This is a genomic window from Amycolatopsis sp. YIM 10, assembly GCF_009429145.1.
Lineage (GTDB): Bacteria > Actinomycetota > Actinomycetes > Mycobacteriales > Pseudonocardiaceae > Amycolatopsis.
This window is the reverse complement of record NZ_CP045480.1, coordinates 4,014,592-4,033,344: the sequence shown is the minus strand read 5'-3', so window position 1 is coordinate 4,033,344 and position 18,753 is coordinate 4,014,592. Positions and strand designations below refer to the sequence as shown.

Sequence of the window (18,753 nt, the reverse complement as noted above, 5' to 3'; positions counted from 1 at the left end):
GGGTTCAGCCCTTCACCGCGCCGATCAGCACCCCCTTGGTGAAATGGCGCTGCACGAACGGATAGACCAGCAGGACCGGCACGATCGAAAGCACCAGGATGGCCATCTGCACGGCCTCGGCGGGCGGTAGTTCCGCGCCGGAGCCGAGCTGGTCCACGCCGAGCTGGGACTGGTTGACCACATAGGTCCGCAGCACCAGTTGCAGTGGCCACTTCGCGGTGTCGTTGAGGTAGAGCAGCGCGCTGAAGAACGAGTTCCAGTAGGCCACCGCGTAGAACAACGCGATCACCGCGAGCACCGCCTTGCTCATCGGCAGCACGATGCGCCAGAGGATCAGCCCGTCCCCGGCGCCGTCCACGCGCGCGCTGTCGATGATCTCGCCGGGCAGTTCCATGAAGAACGCGCGCAGCACGATCACGTTGAACACGTTCACCAGCACCGGCAGGATCAGCGACCAGTAGCTGTCCAGCAGACCGAGGCTCTTCACGATCAGGTAGCTCGGAATGATGCCGGGGGTGAACAGCAGCGGCATCAGCACCACCAGCAGGAACGGCCGGTGCAGCACGGTCCCGCGGCGGCTCAGCCCGTAGGCGAGCAGCGTGGTCGCGGTCAGGCTCAGCAACGTGCCCGCCACCGTGACGAACAGGCTGACCAGCACCGCCCTTGTGACCACTCCCCCGGACAGGATGGCCTGGTAGGCATCGAAGTTGATCGAGCGCGGGATGAGCACGAAGCCACCGGCGTTGGTCACGTCCTCGCGGCTGGCCAGGCTGGTGGCCACGATGCCGAGGAAGGGCACGACCACCACCGCGCAGCACGCGGTGAGCACCACGGCCTTGACCGCCTTCGCCAGCGCGGACGGTTCTTCGAGCGCGCTCATCGCTGGTAGACCCCCTGCTCGCCGAACCGGTGCGCCAGCTTGTTCGCGCCCAGCACCAGCGTCACCCCGATCAGCCCCTTGACCAGGCCGACCGCCGCGCTGACGCCCCAGCTGCCGGCCAGGATGCCGTTGTTGTAGACGTAGGTGTCCAGCACCTCGCTGGCTTCGGCGCCGACCGCGGCCTGCTGCAGGATGATCTGCTCGAAGCCGACGGTCAGCGCGTCGCCGAGGCGCAGGATGAGCAGCAGCACGATGATGCCGCGCAGGCCGGGCAGGGTGACGTGCCAGAGCTGGCGCCACCGCCCGGCCCCGTCCACCGCCGACGCCTCGTACAGCGTGGTGTCTATTCGCGACAGTGCGGCCAGGAAGAGAATGGTCGCCCAGCCGGCGTCCTTCCACAGCACCTGGCTGGTGATCAGCGCCTTGAACAGCTCCGGCGAGCCGATCACGTTCACCGTGGCGAGATCGTGCTCGCGCAGGAAACCGTTGAGCAGCCCCGAATCCCCGAGCATCTGCTGGAAGATCGCCACCACGATCACCCAGGACAGGAAGTGCGGCAGGTAGAGCACGCTCTGCACCACCCGCTTGAGCCGCTCGGAGACCAGGCTGTCCAGCAGCAGCGCCAGCGCGATCGGCACCGGGAACACCACGATCACCTGGAGCAGGGTGATCACCAGGGTGTTGGTCAGCGCGTTGAGGAACACCGGGTCGCCGGTGAAGATGCCCTCGAAGTTGGCCAGGCCGACCCACGGGCTTTCCAGGATGCCGAGATAGGGCTGGTAGTCCTTGAACGCGATCACGTTGCCGAGCAGCGGCACGTAGTGGAAGACGATCAGCAGCGTGATGCCGGGCAGCGCGGCGAGCACCAGGAACCGGTCCCGTGAGAACCGCTGGCGGCGGCTCGGGCCGGTTCGTGCGGTCACGCCGTCCTCCTCGAGGGCAGTTTCCTGAAACTATCGGAAACTATCGCGACCAAAAACTAACCGGCGCGCTCACCCGCGTCAAGGATTCGGACAATCACCATGTGAAGTGCGGTAATAACTGATCGGCCTATTCGAAAGTTTCGAATAGGCCGATCAGGGGAAGCGCTTTCACAGTCGGTCGAGCAGGAGGTGCATCGACTCCGTGGTGTTGTCCGCGACGGCCCGCGCGGCGATCTCGGCTTCTCCGGCGGCCACCGCGTCGACGATCGCCGCGTGCTGGAGCGCTGATCGGTGGCGGTCGTGCGCGTCGGCGAAGTAGACGTGCTCGTACCGGAGGATGTCGCGCCACAGGCCGCCGATCAGCCCGATCAGCCGCCGGTTGCCGCAGCGGGAAACCAGGATCCGGTGGAACGCCGCGTCGAGTTCGTGGGCCTCGGCGGCGGTTTCCACGGCGGCGAACGCGGTGTTGGTCTCGGCCAGTTTCGGGGCCAGGCCACGCAAAGCGGCCCCTGTGGCGGTGACAGCCAGCACTTCGAGGTGCGCGATGATCGGATAGGTCTCCCGCACCTGTTCGGCACTGAGCGGGGCGGCGAGAAAACCGCGGCCGCGCTCGAACCGGACCAGACCGCCACCTTCCAGGCGCAGCAAGGCTTCCCGCACCGGCGTGCGGCTGACGCCGAGTTCCTCCGCGACCGCGCTTTCGTTGATCCGCTCCCCCGGCGCGATTTCCGCGGCCAGGATCCGGGTGCGCAGCAGTTCTTCGAGTTCGTCCCGCGTCATCGCGCCTCGTCGAGCAACGCGGCGAACAGGCCGGCGGCCTCGTCGTCGGTGAACGCGGCGGTCGCGCTGCCAACGCCGACCTCGGCCATGGTGAGCCCGGGGACCGGGCTTTCGGTGAAGTTGCCGAACAACCACACGTTCTCCCGCTCCAGCAGCTTCCGGTTCGCGGCGGTGAGCCGGTCCGGCGTGCCCGGCAGGTAGACCTGGAAAGCGTTGGTGTGCGGTGGTTCCGGCGCGACCCGCACCCCGGGCACCCGGGCCAGCGCGGCGGCGAGGCCGAGCGCGCGTTCGCGGTATTCCGCCATTCTCGGCAGGTGCTCGCGCAACCCGGCACGCGCGGCGAGCACGTACGGGAACACGGTGTAGAGATTGCCGCCGTGCCGGGTGGTCCACGGCCGCGTCCTGGCGATCGGCGCCGGTTCACCCGCGAGCACGCAGCCGCCGAGGCCGCCGATGGTCTTGTACAGCGACACGTAGACCGAGTCCGCCAGCGCCGCGATCTCCGCGAGCGAACGGCCGTAGAACGGCGCGCTCTCCCACAGCCGGGCGCCGTCGAAGTGCAGCGGCACCCCGCGCTCGCGGCACCACGCCGAGATGGCGGTCAGCTCCGTCCAGGACGGCAGTTTGTGCCCGGACCGCCGGATCGGCAGTTCGACCACCACCACGCCGATCCGCTCGGCGACGGCGTCCAGTTCGGCGGCGGTGAACGGGTTCCAGGTGCCCAGCCGCACCGGCACCAGCCCGTGCAGCCGCTGGTAACCGCCGTCCTCGTCCAGTTCGATGTGGCTGCGGCTGTGCAGCGCGACCACCGGGGTGCCGCTGCGTTCGGTCCACACCCGCAGCATCGCCTGCTGCGCGATCACGCCCTTGGCCACGAACCGGGCGGCGGGCTTGCCGAGCAGCCCGGCCACCTCGGCCTCGAGTTCACGCAGGCCGGGACCCTCGTTGTAGATGTCCGGCAGGGCGTCCACCCCGGGCGCCTCGCGCAGCCGGTCGAGCCATTCGGCGGCCGAGAGCCGCTCGTGGTGGGACAGGAATCGGGTGTCCGCGCGCCAGCCCGGATCGTCTCTGAGGTGCATGCCCTCAGGATTGCATGCGATCGGTCAGAATCGCATGCGGTTTCAGGTGAGCCGGTGCAGGCCTTCGAGCACCCGGTACATCAGGTCCATCGGCGGTCGGCCGTTCTCGGTCAGCTGCTGGTTGGCGCGCATCTCCAGCAGGCCGAGGTCGAGCGCGTCGCCGATGAGCACCCTGGCCGCGCCGAGCGGGCTGCGCAGGTGCGTGGCCAGTTCGGCGACCGAGAGCGGGTGGCGGCACAGCTCGCAGATCAGCAGGTGGTCGCGCGAGAGCCGGGTCCGGTCCAGCCGGACCCCGCGCTTGGTGCTGACCATCACCTCGACCCGCAGGTCGTGCCTGGTGCCGGTGCGGCCACCGGTGCGCACGTACGGCCGGGCGCGGATGAAGTCCCCGGCGTCGTCGTTCTCGTCCACGAACTCCTCGACCGATTCGGGTTCGGGCACCGGGACGGGCTCGGGTTCCGGCGCGGGCGGGGGCGGCGGCGGTGGGGCCTGTTCGGTCACCGGCTGTGATGGTGGCGGTTCGTCCACCGGTCTGGGCTGGAAGTCGTGATCCGCCCACTGCTGGTAGTCACCCCACCCGCCGAAGGACAGCTGGGACATGCCGGACCACAACGAGGATTTTTTGTGCGCACCCATCACAACTCCGTGGTCCGGCCCTTGGGGCATCGACCAAACCACGCCCGCGCCGGAAACACCAGAGATCGGCGGGGGGTTACCGGCCGAGATCACCGGTTGTGCGTAACGGGAAAGGCCCGGCGTGACCCGTCCGAAGTGGATCGTTACCCAGCGCCACCAAGATCAGCCAGTTCCTTGCGGACCTGGGGCAGCACCTCGGTACCGAGCAACTCGATCGCGGTCATCACCCGCGCGTGCGGCACGCCGGCCCAGTCCATCTGCAGCGCGTACCGGTTCGCGCCGACCAGCCTCCCCACCGAGATCAGCCGCTCGGCCACCTCGTCCGGACTGCCCGCGAAGATCGACTGCGCGCCGCGGGCGAACTCGTCGTACTCACCGCGGGTGGGCACCTGCCAGCCGCGGGCCCGCGCGCCGTACTTCATCGTCTCCAGCCAGTACGGGTAGAACGCCTCCTTGGCGTCCTGCGAATCACGGGCGATCAGGCCGATGGCGCTCATCGTGACGTTCAGCTCACCGGGCTCGTGCCCGCCGGACTCGCCCGCCCGCCGGTACAGCTCGACCAGCGGCGCGAACCGCTCGGGACGGCCGCCGATGATCGCGTAGACCACCGGCAGGCCGAGCAGCCCGGCCCGGATCGACGACTCGGGATTGCCGCCGGTGCCGACGCTGATCCGCAGTCGCCGGTGGTACGGCCGGGGCAGCACCCGCGCGTTCTCCAGCGGCGGCCGGAACCGGCCCGACCAGGTGATCGGGTCCTCGCGGTCGATCCGCAGCAGCAGCGCGAGCTTCTCCTCGAACAGGTCGTTGTAGTCGGCCAGGTCGGCGCCGAACAGCGGGAACGACTCGGTGAACGAGCCGCGCCCGGCGAGCAGCTCCGCCCGGCCCTCGCTCAGCTGGTCCAGCGTGGTGAACTGCTGGTAGACCCGCACCGGGTCCTCGGTGCTGAGCACGGTGACCGCGCTGCTCAGCGTGATCTGCTCGGTGACGCTCGCCGCGGCGGCCAGCACGGTGGCCGGATTCGAACTGGCGTAGTTCTCCAGGTGGTGCTCCCCCACCCCGTAGAAGCCGAGGCCCAGTTCGTCGGCCAGCTTGATGCGCTCGATGGTGTTCTTCAGCGCGCGGGAGACCGGCAGCTGCTCGCCGGTGCGCGGGTCGGGATGCCGGTCGGCGAAGCTGTAGATCCCCAATTCCATACGGCCCAACGTACGCCGGAGATGATGATGCGTCAACAAAACCGTGCTAGCGTGACCCGATGACCGAACCGCGCTGGCTGACCGAGGACGAGCAGCACGTCTGGCAGGCCTATCTCGCCCTGCAGCGGGAGTTGCAGGGCGCGCAGGAACGCCAGCTCGAACGGGATTCCGGACTGTCCACAGCGGACTACACGCTGCTGGTGCCGCTGTCCGGGGCGCCGGACGGGCTGCTGCGTGCCCGGGACCTGGCGCGGCGGGCGGGCTGGGAGCGCAGCCGGATCTCCCATCAGGTGAGCCGGATGGAGAAACGCGGGCTGGTCGCCAGGGAGGAGTGCCCGGACGACGCCCGCGGCTCGATGGTCCGGCTGACCGAGTCGGGCCGCGCGGCCATCGAGGCCGCCGCGCCCGATCACGTGGCGACCGTGCGGCGCTACTTCTTCGACCCGCTTTCGGCCGAGGAGACCGCTCAGCTCGGGAAGCTGTTCGACCGGATGCTCGCCAGGCTCGCGCTGGATTCCCGGGACGCTCAGGAGATCCAGTAGTCCCAGAACGCCTGGAGGATGAGCGCGGCGATCAGGGCGTACCAGGCGGCGAGCACCGCGGTGTGCCAGCGGGACAGCCGCGGGCTGCGCACGGTGTCGAGCGTGGTGTACCAGAAGACCGGGATGGTCACCGCCCACACCACCATGCAGTACGGGCACAGCGCGTGGATCTGGTACAGGCTGGCGAAGACCAGCCAGTGCACGAAGAGCACGCCGAAGGTGGCCCCGGCCTGCATGCCGATCCGGTACCAGCGCGGCGGCTCGAACCCGGCCAGCATGACCACACCGGTGGTGGTGACCACGGCGAAGGCGGCGATGCCCAGCAACGGGTTCGGGAAGCCGAACGCCGCGGCCTGGCTGCTGTCCATCACCGAGCCGCAGGAGACGACCGGGTTGAGCGAGCAGGTCGGTACGTAGTCCGGGTCCTTGAGCTTGGCCAGCTTCTCCAGCATCAGCGCGGCGGCGGCGATCAGCCCGATACCGCCGCCGATGGTGTAGAGCCAGGCCAGCCCGCGCCGGGTCGGCGTTTCCATCAGCCCAGTTCCTTGTCGAGCAGTTCGCGCAGTTCCTTGTCGACCGCGCCGAAGGTCTCACCCTTGGGCTCGAACTTGATCCCGTTCACGAACAGCGTCGGCGTGCTGGTCACCCCGGCCTGCCGGCCGTCGGTCCGGCCCTGCTCGATGGCCGCCTGCACCGGCGGTGAGGTCAGGTCCGCCTGGTACTTCGCCACGTCCAGGCCGAGCTGGGTGGCGTAGCCCTGGAACAGGTTCTTCGCCGCGGCCTCGTCGGTGTTGACGTTCTGGCCGTCCGCGGTGATCGCCCACTGCTGGAAGTTGTCGTACAGCGCGTGGTACATCTCCTTGTACTTGCCCTGCAGCGCGGCGGCTTCGGCGGCCTGGGCGGCGGGCACCGCGAGCGGATGCATCTCCAGCGGGAAGTTCCTGGTGACGAAGGTGATCCGCCCGGCGTAGTCCTGCTCGATCTTGCTGGTGATGTTCTGGTAGTACGACGCGCACGCCGGGCACTGGTAGTCGAGGAACTCGACCAGCGTGACCTTGCCGTCGGGAGCTTCGGTCAGCGTGTGGCTGTCCGGTTTGCGCAGCAGTTCGGCGGGGACGCGGGGCTGTTCGGTGCCCCCGTCCGCGTTGTCGTCGCCGCCGCTGAACAGCAGCACCCCGCCGAGCACCAGCACGGCAACCACCACGATCACCAGGGTGACCACGAGGTTCGGGGAAAGCCCCCGCTTGGCCGTGACGGGATTGCTGTTCCGATTACTGCGCGACATCCGGCTGACACCTTCCGAGACGATCTGGTTCCGCCATTCTGGTCGTCCCCCGGTGGTGGCTGGTTCCCGGACCCCGGAAAACGTGGTTGAGACCATCCTGCACGGGTACTCCGCGGCGCGTGCACGACGACATGCCGACCGTTCCGACCCTGGCCGCACTGGAACGGGTCTTCGAAGCCGAGGAAAGTGATCTCTACGTCCGGTGGTCGACCGGCCCGGCGGCCGATCTCGGCGACCGCGGCGCGCAGTCCAGCCGGGACGGCCTGACCGGGGTGCCGCTGCCCGGGTTGTCGGCCAATCCGCTGCGCGTGGAGCCGTGGTGGGGCGACCGCCCCGTCCGGCTGTGGCTGGCCAGGCGGCTGCACGACTACGGGCACCTGCGCGAACTGCGCGGGCCTGGTGTGCGCCCGTGGGTGCTGCGTGGCCGCGAACGCGCGCGCGGACCGGACAACGAGCCGCTGGTGGTCTGCGACCGGCCGGTGGCGTGGATCTCCGACGACGTGCTGCGCGAAGCCGAGGAACTGGTCGACGCGCAGGATTCACCCGAGTGGGGACCGCTGGCGCGGCACCGGTCCCCCGAGTAGGGGGTCAGGAAGCGGACAGCGTGCGGCTGGCGTTCTCGGCGACGTCGAGCTGGCGCCCGAGACGGGCGGCCGACTCCCGGGCACACGCCAGCGCCGAGGTGACCTCGACCAGCGACTGGGTGAGCGCTTCGAAGTCCCGCTCGGTCCCGAGTTCCCCGGCGAGCAGGCGTTCTTCCAGCCAGCCACCGAGCCCGGGCAGGGTGCGGGCGACGTTGTCGGTGAGCGAGCGGAGGTGGCTCAGCAGCGTGCTCAGTTCTTCGGGATCGCCGACCGCGGGGCCGCCGTGCGGGTCCACGGTGCGGTAGTAGAGGCAACGGGTCAGTTCTTCGGCTCGGGTGGCGAGCGAGACCAGTCCGCCACCCAGGTTGTCGCCGCGCGTCGTATCCATCGGCTCGGTCCTCACTCGCGGGAGAGTCGCGTTCGGGTACCCACTCCGCGCCCGGCCGAAACCGCCGCCGCGGCGCCCGCCGGACGTTTGCCGTCCGGCCACCGTGGTAACCGCCGGGAGATCCCCACGTGAAAGGACTTCAGCATGGGCTCCACACTGACCGGACGCGCCGTCGCCATGCTCGCCGCGGACGGGGTCGAGCAGGTCGAACTGGTCGAACCACGCAAGGCGGTCGAAGCCGAAGGCGGCACGGTGACGCTGCTTTCCATTTCCCCCGGCGAGATCCAGGCGATGAACTCCGATCTCAACCCGGCCGACAAGTTCCCGGTGGACCGCGTGGTCTCCGACGCGTCGGCCGGCGAGTTCGACGCACTGATCCTGCCGGGCGGCACGATCAACCCGGACAAGCTGCGCCTGGACGAGTCCGCGGTCGGTTTCGTCCGCGACTTCTTCGCCAGCGGCAAGCCGGTCGGGGTGATCTGCCACGGGCCGATCACGCTGATCGAGGCCGGGGTGGCCAAGGGCCGCACGCTCACCTCGTACCCGAGCATCCGCACCGACCTGCGCAACGCCGGGGCGAACGTGGTCGACCAGGAAGTGGTCAACGACAACGGCCTGGTCTCCAGCCGCAATCCCGACGACCTGCCCGCGTTCTGCGCGAAGATCGTCGAGGAGTTCGCCGAGGGCAAGCACCGGGTGCACGACGAAGGCGCCACGGCCTGATGGCGGGCGAGATCACGCTGCGGGTCGACGGGCACGACCACCGGCTGCCCGCCGACCCGCGCACCACGCTGCTCGACGCGCTGCGCGAGCGCCTGGGCAATCCGAGTCCGAAGAAGGGCTGCGACCACGGGCAATGCGGGGCGTGCACGGTGCTGGCCGACGGCCGCCGGGTGCTGAGCTGCCTGACGCTGGCCGTCGCCGCCGAGGGCACCGAAATCACCACGGCGAACGGACTGGCCGAGAACGGGGAGCTCCACCCGGTGCAGCGGGCGTTCATCGAGCACGACGCGTTCCAGTGCGGCTACTGCACTCCCGGCCAGGTCTGCTCGGCGGTCGGCGTGCTCGACGAACTCGGCCGGGGCTGGCCGAGCCACGCGACCTCCGACGTCAGCACCTCCCCCACCCCCAGCCGGGCGGAGATCGCCGAGCGGATGAGCGGGAACCTGTGCCGCTGCGGGGCGTATCCCGGGATCGTCGCCGCGATCGAGGAGGCGGCCGGATAGGCATGGAACCCTTCGACTACCGGCGTCCCGGCGACGCCGCCACCGCCGTGCGGACGGTGGCCGCCGATCCCTCGGCGGTCTTCCTCGGCGGCGGCACCAATCTGGTCGACCACCTGAAGCTGGGCGTGGCCTCGCCGGGCCTGGTCGTCGACGTGACGTCGCTGACCTCGTCGGAGATCAGCGACCACGACGGCGGCCTCCGGATCGGCGCGGCCGTGCGCAACAGCGACCTGGCCGCCGACCGCCGCGTGCGCGAGCGGTACCCGATGCTCGCGCGGGCACTGCTCGCCGGCGCGTCCGGTCAGCTGCGGAACATGGCCACCACCGGCGGGAATCCCTTGCAGCGCACGCGTTGCGTGTACTTCCAGGACGTCACCACGCCGTGCAACAAGCGCTCGCCCGGCAGTGGCTGCTCGGCGATCGGGGGTTACACCCGGTACCACGCGGTGCTCGGCGCCTCGCCGGAGTGCATCGCCACGCACCCGTCGGACCTCGCGGTCGCGCTCACCGCGCTCGACGCGGAGGTCCAGGTGCTCGGCCCGGTCGGGGAACGCACCATCGGCTTCGGGGAACTGCACCGGCTGCCCGGCGACCGGCCCGATCGGGACACCGTGCTCGAGCACGGCGAGCTGATCACCGCGATCGACCTGCCCGAAGCCCCGATCGCGGTGAATTCGACGTACCGCAAGGTCCGCGACCGCGCGTCGTACGCGTTCGCGCTGGTTTCGGTCGCGGCCGCGCTGCGCGTGGAGAACGGGATCGTGCGCGATTCCCGGATCGCATTCGGCGGGGTGGCGCACAAACCGTGGCGCGCGACCCGTGCCGAGGAAGTGCTGCTGGACGCACCGGCGACCGAAGCCACCTATCGCCAGGCGGCCGAAGCGGAACTCGCCGATGCCGTCGCGGTCGACGGGATCGACGGCGGCAACGGGTTCAAGCTCCCGCTGCTGGTCAACACCCTGGCCGCCACGCTGCGCGACCTCACCGGGGAGGCGAAGTGACCCCGCGCTCGATCGGACTGGACCTGGCCCGCCGCGACGGCCCGGCGAAGGTCACCGGAACCGCCACCTACGCCTACGAAACCGCGGTCGACCGGCCCGCCTACTGCCATCCCGTCCAGGCCACCATCGCCCGCGGGCGCGTGACGCGCCTGGACACCGCCGCGGCCGAGGCGCTGCCCGGGGTGCTCGCGGTGCTCACCGAGGCGAACGCCGAACGGCTGGCGTCCACAGAGGACGGTGAACTGGCCGTTTTGCAGTCGGCCGAGGTGGCTTTCCGGGGTCAGCTGATCGGCTGCGTGGTCGCGGAAACCTCGGAAACCGCCCGGCAGGCGGCGGATCTGGTCGAGGTCGCCTACGCCGAAGAAGACCACGAAACGGAACTGACCGCCGACGGCGACTACGACGCCGAGACCACCGGAGACGTCGAAACCGCCTTCGCCGAAGCGGACTTTGCGGTCGACCAGACCTACACGACCGCGATGTACCACAACAATCCGATGGAACCACACGCCACCACGGCGCTCTGGGCGGACGGAACGCTGACGCTGTGGGAATCCACGCAGGGCGTGCACCCGACCCGGGCGAAGGTGGCCGAGGTGTTCGGCTTGGACACCGAGCGGATCCGGGTGATCTGCCCGTACGTCGGCGGTGGTTTCGGTTCGAAGGGCCTGCCGCACGCCAACGTGGTGCTGGCCGCGATGGCGGCCAGGGTGCTGCCGGGCAGGCCGGTCAAGCTCGCGGTGACCCGGCAGCAGATGTTCTCGCTGACCGGGTACCGCACGCCGACCATCCAGCGCGCCAGGCTCGCCGCCGACCGGAGCGGGCGGCTGTCCGCGATCGCATTCGACGTGGCCGAGCAGACCGCCAGGGTCAAGGAGTTCGCCGAGCAGAGCGGGAAACCCTCGCGGACCATGTACGCCGCGCCGAACCGGCGGGTGGCGCACCGGCTGGCCGCGCTCGACGTGCCGGTGACCTCGTGGATGCGTGCTCCCGGTGAATGTCCCGGCATGTTCGGTCCCGAGGTCGCGATGGACGAGCTGGCCGACCGGCTCGGACTGGATCCGATCGAGCTGCGCCTGATCAACGACCCCGCCGAGGACCCGGAATCCGGCAAGCCGTTCTCCAGCCGCAACCTGGCCGAGTGCCTGCGCACCGGCGCCGAGCGGTTCGGCTGGGCGGACCGCGGTCCCCGGCGCGAAGGCCGCTGGCTGGTCGGCTGCGGGGTCGCGGCGTCGGTGTACCCGGTGAACCGGATGCCGGAGTCCACCGCGGTGATCCGGTTCTCCGGTGGCCGCTACACCGTCGACATCGGCGCGGCCGATCTCGGCACCGGCACCTGGACCACGCTGCCGCAGATCGCCGCGGACGCGCTCGGCGTGCCGGTGGACGAGGTCGAGGTGCGCATCGGCGACACCGCCTATCCGAACGCGTCGGTGGCCGGCGGTTCCTCGGGCATGATCACCTGGGGTTCGGCGGTGCTCGACGCGGCGGCGGTCTTCCGGGAGAAGTTCGGCACCGACCCGGCCGACGGCGACGAGGCCGAGGGCTCGGTGAGCGAAAACCCGGAACAGGAGAACTTCGCGATGTCCGCGTTCGGCGCGCAGTTCGCCGAGGCCAGGGTGCACGCCGACACCGGTGAGGTGCGCGTGCCCCGGATGCACGGGGTGTTCGCGGTGGGCCGGGTGATCAACCCGCGCACCACCCGCTCGCAGCTGACCGGCGGCATGACCATGGGCCTGTCGATGGCGCTGCACGAGCAGAGCGTGCTCGATCCGCGCTTCGGGCACGTGGTCAACCACGACCTCGCCGAGTACCACGTGGCGGCCAACGCCGACGCCGGGCAGATCACCGCGGAGTGGCTCGACGAGCACGACCCGCACGTGAACGCCATGGGCGCCAAGGGTGTCGGGGAGATCGGCATCGTCGGCGCGGCGGCGGCCGTGGTCAACGCGGTGTACCGGGCGACCGGGGTGCGGGTGCGGGACCTGCCGGTCACCCTGGACAAGCTGCTGCCGGGACTCAGCCCTGGGCCAGCTCTTTGATGCCGCGCAGGGTTTCCAGCATGCCCGTGCGCAGATCGGCGAGGCGGTGCCGGAGGAACGCCTCTTCCTTGCCGGGGAACCGGTCGATGGCCAGGCTCACGCCGGACCGCGCGGGCCCGATGCGCACCGAATGGCCCAGCCGCACGCCCTCGGGCACGGGTTCGAGGTCGAACCGCCAGGTCGCCATCGGCTCGCCGGTGACCTCGCCGAACCGGCCGTCCGGATCGGCGACGGTCCAGGCGAACACGCGCGGCCGGTCGCACTCGACCACGGTGGCGATGGTGCGCCAGGCACCGAGGACCGCGTTCTCGTTGTGTCCCTCGAACTCCGCTCCGCGTGACGGCCCGGTCGCGTCGCCGAGCCAGCGCACCCGGCGCAGTTCGGGGCTGAACCGGGCGGGCACCGTGATGTCCGAGACGAACTCCCACACCCGCTCCGGCTCGGCCGTGATGATCAGGTCGCAGGCCGCCGAGGGCCCTTCCGCGTATCGCACCCGTCCACCTTCTCACCGAGGAGCGCTTCGATGACCACCACTACCGCGGGCCACCGCGCCCCCTTGGCGCTCGCCGGTTTTGTCGCCGCCGTCGCCGTGGTCGCCGTGGCCGGGGCGCTGGCCTCGTCCAACGCGCGCGAGGTCTACGGCTCGCTGGACCTGCCGGGCTGGGCGCCGCCGCCGTGGCTGTTCGGTCCGGTGTGGACGGTGCTCTACCTGATGATCGCGGTGTCCGGCTGGCTGTACTGGCGGGCCGGTGGCGATCGGCGCGGTCTAACCGTCTACGGCGTGGGCCTGCTGCTCAACCTCGCCTGGACCCCGCTGTTCTTCGCCGCGGGCGCCTACGAGGTCGCTTTGGCCGACATCGTGCTGCTCGACGTCGCGGTGGTGGTGTCGATCATGCTGTTCGCCCGCCGCTCGCGAGTGGCGGCCTGGCTGCAGGTGCCCTACCTGCTCTGGATCCTCTACGCCTCCGCACTCACCGCGTCGATCATCCGGCTGAACTAGCCGGGCACGGTCTTCAGCAGCTGGATGACTTCGGTGTCACTGGTCTGGCCGAAATCCTGGTACCAGCGGCCGACCGCGGTGAACTCCGGTGGCGCCTCCACGCAGACCACGTCGTCGGCTTCCCGGCGCACGCGTTCGACGGCCTCCGGTGAGCCCACCGGAGCCGCGAAGGTCAGCGATCGCGGCGATTCCGCGCGAGTGGCCCGCAACGCGGCGATCGCGGTGACCCCGGTCGCCAGGCCGTCGTCCACCACGATGACGTCGCGGCCGGTGCGGGGCGCGGGTTGGCGGCCGTCTTCGTAGAGTTCGAGGCGCCGGACCGCTTCGGCGCGCTCCGGTTCGCACAGCTCCGCCAGCTGCTTGCCGGTCAGGCCCAGCCGTGAGGTGCTGACGGCGTCGTAGATCGGCGGCCCGTCGGCGGTCACCGCGCCGATGCCCCATTCCGGCTGGCCCGGCGCGCCGATCTTGCGGGCCACCGCCACATCCAGCGGCGCGCCGAGTCCGGCGGCGACCTCCGCCGCCACCGGCACGCCGCCGCGGGCCAGTCCCAGCACCAACGGCTCCTGCCACGACTGCGACCCCGTCAGCCGCTCGGCCAGTTGCCGCCCGGCGTCCCGGCGATCGGTGAACACAACGACCTCCTCGCGAATCAGTCAAGGAATCGGTCAGGGAATCGGCAGCTCGCTGTCGGCCACCGGTCTCAGCGGTACCGCGCCCTCCGGGCGCGGGACGCCGCGGACCGGCTGCAGGTGCAGGTCGGGCACCTGGTCCGGGAGCCCGGCCAGGTACCGCAGGATGACGCCCTCGCGCAGCGCCCACGGGCACAGCTCCACCGCCTCCAGGTCGAAGGCCTTCATCGCCTGCTCGGCCACCACCGCGCCGGCCACGATCTGCCGGGCCCGGCCCGCCGAGATCCCGCGCATCTTCGCGCGCTTCGCGGCCGGTTTGGCGGCCAGCTCGGGCACCAGCGCCCGCAGATCGGCGGCCCGGAGTTCCCGGTGCACGAACGGTCCCTTGCGCTGGGGCGCCGCCCCGCACACCCGCGCCAGCTGCTTGAAGGTCTTCGACGTGGCCACCGCCCTGGCGGGGTGGCCCTCCCAGCGCAACCGGTCGGAGATCTCGCGGAGGGTGGCGCGCACGTGACGGCGCAGGTCGCGCACCTGCGCGCGGCCCGGCGGGTCGTCCGGCAGGAACGCCCTGGTCAGCCTGCCCGCACCGAGCGGGAGGGAGAGCGCGAGTTCGGGTTTGGCGTCGCGGCCCAGTGCGATCTCCAGCGAGCCGCCGCCGATGTCGAGCAGCAGGATGCGCCCGGCCGCCCAGCCGTACCAGCGATGGGCGGCGGCGTAGGTCAGCCGCGCCTCGTCCTCGCCGGTGAGGAACTGCGGCCGGACCCCGGTCTCGGCTTCGATCCGGTCGAGCACCCGGTCCCGGTTCGCCGCGTCCCGGATGGCCGAGGTCGCGTAGACAAAGAGCTCCTCGACGTGGTTCTGCCGCGCCGCGACCATGGCCTGGCCGACCGCGTGGACGACCCGGGCGGTCCCGGCTTCGCTCAGTCCCGCGTCCTCGATCTCCTCGGCCAGCCGCGTCGGCTCCTTGATCGCCAGTGCGGGCAGCGGCGGCGCCCCCGGTGCCGCGTCCACGATCTGCAGCTGGGCACAGTTGGAGCCGATGTCCAGCACACCCAGTTTCATCCGTTCCGGGTACCCGGTGTCGGGCCGGTTACACCGCGCCGGAACCGGGTGTGTGCCGGGGACGATGGCGGGTACTCCTCCGGTCATGGCAATACGGGTCCACCACGAGGGGTACGACGATGGCGGAAATTGACCTGAGTGGGCAGATCGACGCACTGCTCACCGAGCACGTCGAGCTCAGTGTGCCCGCCAGGCTCGAGCACCTGCCGCTGCTGCGGATGCTGGCCGAGGCGGTGGCCACCAAGGAGGATTTCGACCTCGACTCGATCGCCGACTTCAAGATCGCGGTGGACGAGGTCGCCTCCTGGCTGATCCACCACGCCGAGATCGGGAGCAGCATCAGCTGCCGGTACCGGCTCTCGGCCGGGGATCTGTCGGTGTCGGTGTCCGCGCCGACCACCGGCCAGGCCGTGCCCGAGACCGACGGGTTCGGCTGGCATGTGGTGAAGACGGTGACCGATTCCGCTTCCTACCGGGTGACCGACCAGGGTGGCCGGGTAGTCACCATCGACCTGGTGATGGCCTCGAGGACGGATCGAGGGTGAGCCGGGAACCGACTTCGAAGGCCAGGGGCGAGCAGTACGCGCACTGCGTTCCGCTGTTCGCCCAGCTGGCCGAGCTACCCGAGGGCGACCGCGGGCGGGACGAGCTGCGCGACCGGCTGGTGACCGAGTTCCTGCCGGTGGCCGAGCACATCGCGCGCCGGTTCGCCGGGCGCGGGGAGACCTTCGACGACCTGCTCCAGGTCGCCAGGCTCGGCCTGATCAACGCGGTGGACCGGTTCGACGCGGCCCGCGGTTCGGAGTTCCTGTCCTTCGCCGTGCCGACGGTGATGGGCGAGGTCCGGCGGTACTTCCGCGACAGCAGCTGGTCGGTGCGGGTACCGCGGCGGCTCAAGGAACTGCACCTGCAGATCAGCCACGCCACCGGCGAGCTCGCGCAGACCCTCGGCCGCGCGCCGACACCGTCCGAGATCGCCGAAAAGCTGGGCATGGACCCGGAAGAGGTGCGTGAGGGGCTGATCGCGGGCAACGCCTACCAGGCGGTGTCGGTGGACAAGCCGGTCAGCTCCGACAGCGAGCGGTTGCCGCTGGCGGAGACGCTCGGTGAGGAGGACGCGGACCTGGAGGCGGTGGAGAACCACGCGGCCCTGCGGCCGCTGCTGGCGGAACTGCCCGAGCGCGAGCGCACCATCCTGCGGCTGCGGTTCTTCGGCAACATGACGCAGACGCAGATCGCCGAGCGGCTGGGCATCTCGCAGATGCACGTCTCGCGGCTGCTCTCCCAGACACTGGACCGGCTCCGGGGCAAACTGCTGTCGGATCCGTAGATCCGCAGTGGACGCGGTCAGGCTTCCCGTCCCGGTGGTACGAGGCCGGGGCGGGAACCCCGCGAACGACACGGCGGCCGCGCGCCCTGACGCATTTCCCAAGCGGCGGAGCCGCTTGCTGTGGGCCGTCAACCGGCTCCGCCACCCGCACCGCCACGCAAAACACGTCACACTATCTTTAGAACTGGCCGCCGCCCGCGTGGAGGGTTTGGGCGGTGATCCACCGGCCGTCGGGCGAGGCGAGGAAGCCGACCACGTCGGCGATGTCCGACGGTTCCGCGATGCGGCCCAGCGGGACCTGCGCGATGGTGCGTTCCACCACGCCCGGCGGTCCGTCGGCGACGAGCGCGTCGGTGCGCACCGCACCCGGCAGCACGCTGTTGACCGTGATCCCGCGAGCGCCGAGTTCCTTCGCCAGTACCTTCACCAGCTGGTCCCCCGCCGCCTTGGTGGCCGCGTAGAGCGCGGTGCCCGGCCGGTTCGTCACCACGACGGCGCTGGAGATCACCACGATCCGCCCGTGGTCGCGCACCCGGCGCGCGGCTTCCCGCAGGGCGTAGAAGGTCGACCGCGTGTTGGTCTCGAAGAGGAAGTCGTACTGCTCGTCGGTCACCTCGGCGAGCGGGCCGAACCGGGCCACTCCCACGTTGCTGACAAAAACATCCACCTCACCGGCCGCGTCGAACAGCCTCCGCAGCTGCGCGAGATCGGTGACGTCGGCCCGCACGGCGACCGCCTCGCCACCGCGCTCCTCGATCGACCGGACCACCTTCGCGGCGGCTTCGGCGTCGTCGCGGTAGTTGACCACCACCCTCGCCCCGTCCGCGGCGAGCCGTTCGGCGATGGCACGGCCGATGCCGCGGGAACTCCCGGTGACGATCGCTGTGCGCACGCCGCCATCCTGGTGACGCGGGCGAGCGGGTGTCAAGCGATCCCACGCCTGCCCTGCGCGCCAAGGTGTTCGAGCCGCCGCATCGCCGGTTCCGAGGTGATGCCGTGCACCAGCACCGACAGCGCCACGGCCAGCGCGGCCACCCGCCAGATCACGTCCGGCACCGGGAAGTCGCCGTGCCCGAGCGCGTAGGTCACGTAGAACAGCGTGCCGATCCCGCGCACCCCGAAGAACGAGATGGCCACGGCCCCACGTCGACCTGGTGGCGCGCCGAGCAGCGAGAGCAGGCCGGTGAGCGGGCGCACCACAAAAACCGCCACCACGGCGAGCACGATCTCGAGCGGGCGCAGGCCGGCCAGCAGCCCGTCGCCGATGGCCACGCCGAGCCCCAGCAGCGCGACCGCGACGAACAACCGCTCCAGCTGGTCGCCGAACTCGTGCAGCACGGCGTGGTAACCGTGCGAGCGCTCCCGCGCCCGCACCGTCACCGCGGTCGCGAAGACGGCGAGAAAACCGTTTCCGTGCAACAGTTCCGCCGCGGCGAACGGCAGGAACGCCATGGCCAGCACCACCATGCCGTCCGAATACTCCGACAACCGCACCTGGTCGGAGTTCGCGCGGAACATCAGCCTGCCCAGCAGCAGCCCGAGCACCACACCGACGGCGACCCCGACCGGCAGCGGCAGCAGTAGTTCCACCGAAAGCTTTCCCGGCCCCGGCAGGCCTCCGGCGAGCAGCACGGCCAGCATCACGAACGGCATCGCCAGGCCGTCGTTGAGCCCGGCCTCGGTGGTCAGGGTGAACCGGACCTCGTTGCCCGCGGCCAGCTCCGACTCGGCGTGTGGTTCGGGCACGCCCACCTCGGAGGCCAGCACCGGATCGGTCGGCGAGAGCGCGGCGGCCAGCGCCAGCGCCGCGGCCACCGGCAGCGCCAGCAGCCACCAACCCAGCAGGAACACCACGCCGATGAACAACGGCATGGCGAGCAGCAGCAGCCGCCAGGTGGAGTTCCACGAGCGCCAGCCGAGCACCCGGTCGCTGTTGAGCCCGGCCCCGACCAGCGCGATGATCAGGCCGAACTCGAGGATCACCTCGAGTGCGCCGAGGTGCGGCACCGGATTCGCCCACACCTGGCCGTAGGGCGCGGGCAGCGGCAGCAGGCCGACCACCACGCCGAGCACCAGCAGTACCAGCGGCATGGACAGCGGCCGGTCGCTGGTCAGCTTCGGCAGCAGGGCCGCGGCCAGCGCGAGCAGGCCGGCCAGGCCCAGCATCAGCTCC

Annotated in this window: 23 protein-coding genes; 9 read left to right on the top strand and 14 right to left on the bottom strand. The window is 70.6% G+C overall.

Going from position 1 to position 18,753, the window contains the following annotated elements; all coding sequences use genetic code 11:
• Positions 1 to 4: 4 nt before the first annotated feature.
• The 6 genes from YIM_RS19510 to YIM_RS19485 all read right to left on the bottom strand — a co-directional run bounded on the left by YIM_RS19510 (position 5) and on the right by YIM_RS19485 (position 5,491).
• Positions 5 to 880 (bottom strand): carbohydrate ABC transporter permease, encoded by an 876-nt coding sequence (locus tag YIM_RS19510; RefSeq protein ID WP_153031722.1) that lies wholly within the window; start codon positions 878 to 880, stop codon positions 5 to 7.
• Positions 877 to 1,803, bottom strand: coding sequence for a sugar ABC transporter permease (locus YIM_RS19505; RefSeq protein WP_153031721.1), 927 nt, complete (start codon positions 1,801 to 1,803; stop codon positions 877 to 879). Before YIM_RS19505 ends, YIM_RS19510 begins: the two co-directional genes overlap by 4 nt.
• A 168-nt stretch (positions 1,804 to 1,971) precedes the next feature.
• Positions 1,972 to 2,583, bottom strand: coding sequence for a GntR family transcriptional regulator (locus YIM_RS19500; RefSeq protein WP_153031720.1), 612 nt, complete (start codon positions 2,581 to 2,583; stop codon positions 1,972 to 1,974).
• Positions 2,580 to 3,662: a low specificity L-threonine aldolase gene (locus YIM_RS19495; RefSeq protein WP_153031719.1), complete on the bottom strand. Its 1,083-nt coding sequence runs from the start codon at positions 3,660 to 3,662 to the stop codon at positions 2,580 to 2,582. The genes YIM_RS19500 and YIM_RS19495 overlap by 4 nt, the downstream gene beginning before the upstream one ends.
• Positions 3,663 to 3,704: 42 nt before the next feature.
• Positions 3,705 to 4,298 carry a DUF742 domain-containing protein gene (locus YIM_RS19490; RefSeq protein ID WP_153031718.1) on the bottom strand — a complete coding sequence of 198 codons (594 nt, stop codon included), beginning with the start codon at positions 4,296 to 4,298 and terminating at the stop codon, positions 3,705 to 3,707.
• 143 nt (positions 4,299 to 4,441) lie between these two features.
• Positions 4,442 to 5,491 carry an LLM class flavin-dependent oxidoreductase gene (locus YIM_RS19485; protein WP_153031717.1) on the bottom strand — a complete coding sequence of 350 codons (1,050 nt, stop codon included), beginning with the start codon at positions 5,489 to 5,491 and terminating at the stop codon, positions 4,442 to 4,444.
• A 59-nt stretch (positions 5,492 to 5,550) separates the two neighbouring features.
• Between YIM_RS19485 and YIM_RS19480 the strand changes: the two genes are divergently transcribed.
• Complete coding sequence (locus tag YIM_RS19480) at positions 5,551 to 6,033, top strand: MarR family winged helix-turn-helix transcriptional regulator (RefSeq protein WP_153031716.1); 483 nt, start codon at positions 5,551 to 5,553, stop codon at positions 6,031 to 6,033.
• Here YIM_RS19480 and YIM_RS19475 read toward each other — a convergent pair.
• Both YIM_RS19475 and YIM_RS19470 read right to left on the bottom strand, forming a co-directional pair.
• On the bottom strand, positions 6,018 to 6,566 hold the full coding sequence (locus YIM_RS19475) for a vitamin K epoxide reductase family protein (RefSeq protein WP_153031715.1): 549 nt from the start codon (positions 6,564 to 6,566) through the stop codon (positions 6,018 to 6,020). The genes YIM_RS19480 and YIM_RS19475 overlap by 16 nt on opposite strands.
• Positions 6,566 to 7,318 carry a thioredoxin domain-containing protein gene (locus YIM_RS19470; RefSeq protein WP_153031714.1) on the bottom strand — a complete coding sequence of 251 codons (753 nt, stop codon included), beginning with the start codon at positions 7,316 to 7,318 and terminating at the stop codon, positions 6,566 to 6,568. The genes YIM_RS19475 and YIM_RS19470 overlap by 1 nt, the downstream gene beginning before the upstream one ends.
• 119 nt (positions 7,319 to 7,437) lie before the next feature.
• On the opposite strand from YIM_RS19470, the gene YIM_RS19465 reads away from it, so the two are divergent.
• Entirely contained in the window at positions 7,438 to 7,902 is a 465-nt protein-coding gene (locus YIM_RS19465; RefSeq protein WP_228004830.1) for a DUF6098 family protein, read from the top strand.
• A 4-nt stretch (positions 7,903 to 7,906) separates the two neighbouring features.
• Here YIM_RS19465 and YIM_RS19460 read toward each other — a convergent pair whose 3' ends face one another.
• Positions 7,907 to 8,290: a hypothetical protein gene (locus tag YIM_RS19460; RefSeq protein ID WP_153031713.1), complete on the bottom strand. Its 384-nt coding sequence runs from the start codon at positions 8,288 to 8,290 to the stop codon at positions 7,907 to 7,909.
• 144 nt (positions 8,291 to 8,434) lie between these two features.
• On the opposite strand from YIM_RS19460, the gene YIM_RS19455 reads away from it, so the two are divergent.
• Genes YIM_RS19455 through YIM_RS19440 form a run of 4 tightly spaced genes read left to right on the top strand, consistent with a single transcriptional unit; the run spans position 8,435 to position 12,559 of the window.
• A complete protein-coding gene (locus tag YIM_RS19455; RefSeq protein WP_153031712.1) occupies positions 8,435 to 9,013 on the top strand; it encodes a type 1 glutamine amidotransferase domain-containing protein in 579 nt (192 codons plus the stop codon).
• Entirely contained in the window at positions 9,013 to 9,516 is a 504-nt protein-coding gene (locus YIM_RS19450; RefSeq protein ID WP_153031711.1) for a (2Fe-2S)-binding protein, read from the top strand. Before YIM_RS19455 ends, YIM_RS19450 begins: the two co-directional genes overlap by 1 nt.
• Positions 9,517 to 9,518: 2 nt before the next feature.
• On the top strand, positions 9,519 to 10,517 hold the full coding sequence (locus tag YIM_RS19445) for a xanthine dehydrogenase family protein subunit M (protein ID WP_153031710.1): 999 nt from the start codon (positions 9,519 to 9,521) through the stop codon (positions 10,515 to 10,517).
• On the top strand, positions 10,514 to 12,559 hold the full coding sequence (locus YIM_RS19440) for a xanthine dehydrogenase family protein molybdopterin-binding subunit (RefSeq protein ID WP_153031709.1): 2,046 nt from the start codon (positions 10,514 to 10,516) through the stop codon (positions 12,557 to 12,559). The genes YIM_RS19445 and YIM_RS19440 overlap by 4 nt, the downstream gene beginning before the upstream one ends.
• Here YIM_RS19440 and YIM_RS19435 read toward each other — a convergent pair.
• On the bottom strand, positions 12,537 to 13,052 hold the full coding sequence (locus YIM_RS19435; RefSeq protein ID WP_153031708.1) for an SRPBCC family protein: 516 nt from the start codon (positions 13,050 to 13,052) through the stop codon (positions 12,537 to 12,539). The genes YIM_RS19440 and YIM_RS19435 overlap by 23 nt on opposite strands.
• A 30-nt stretch (positions 13,053 to 13,082) precedes the next feature.
• Between YIM_RS19435 and YIM_RS19430 the strand changes: the two genes are divergently transcribed.
• Positions 13,083 to 13,559, top strand: coding sequence for a TspO/MBR family protein (locus YIM_RS19430; protein WP_153031707.1), 477 nt, complete (start codon positions 13,083 to 13,085; stop codon positions 13,557 to 13,559).
• Here YIM_RS19430 and YIM_RS19425 read toward each other — a convergent pair.
• The gene (locus tag YIM_RS19425) at positions 13,556 to 14,191 is read right to left on the bottom strand and encodes a phosphoribosyltransferase (protein ID WP_228004829.1); all 636 of its coding nucleotides are present in this window, start codon (positions 14,189 to 14,191) and stop codon (positions 13,556 to 13,558) included. The two genes, YIM_RS19430 and YIM_RS19425, sit on opposite strands and share 4 nt — an antisense overlap.
• Before the next feature lie 33 nt (positions 14,192 to 14,224).
• Complete coding sequence (locus YIM_RS19420) at positions 14,225 to 15,250, bottom strand: hypothetical protein (RefSeq protein ID WP_153031705.1); 1,026 nt, start codon at positions 15,248 to 15,250, stop codon at positions 14,225 to 14,227.
• A gap of 119 nt (positions 15,251 to 15,369) precedes the next feature.
• On the opposite strand from YIM_RS19420, the gene YIM_RS19415 reads away from it, so the two are divergent.
• Positions 15,370 to 15,795 (top strand): ATP-binding protein, encoded by a 426-nt coding sequence (locus YIM_RS19415; RefSeq protein WP_153031704.1) that lies wholly within the window; start codon positions 15,370 to 15,372, stop codon positions 15,793 to 15,795.
• A complete protein-coding gene (locus YIM_RS19410) occupies positions 15,792 to 16,580 on the top strand; it encodes a SigB/SigF/SigG family RNA polymerase sigma factor (protein WP_153031703.1) in 789 nt (262 codons plus the stop codon). The genes YIM_RS19415 and YIM_RS19410 overlap by 4 nt, the downstream gene beginning before the upstream one ends.
• A 178-nt stretch (positions 16,581 to 16,758) precedes the next feature.
• Here the strand turns inward: YIM_RS19410 and YIM_RS19405 are convergent, their stop codons facing one another.
• Positions 16,759 to 17,472, bottom strand: a complete 714-nt coding sequence (locus tag YIM_RS19405; protein ID WP_153031702.1) for an SDR family oxidoreductase — start codon at positions 17,470 to 17,472, stop codon at positions 16,759 to 16,761.
• A 32-nt stretch (positions 17,473 to 17,504) separates the two neighbouring features.
• On the bottom strand, positions 17,505 to 18,746 hold the full coding sequence (locus YIM_RS19400) for a cation:proton antiporter (RefSeq protein WP_153037089.1): 1,242 nt from the start codon (positions 18,744 to 18,746) through the stop codon (positions 17,505 to 17,507).
• Between the last annotated feature and the right edge of the window lie 7 nt (positions 18,747 to 18,753).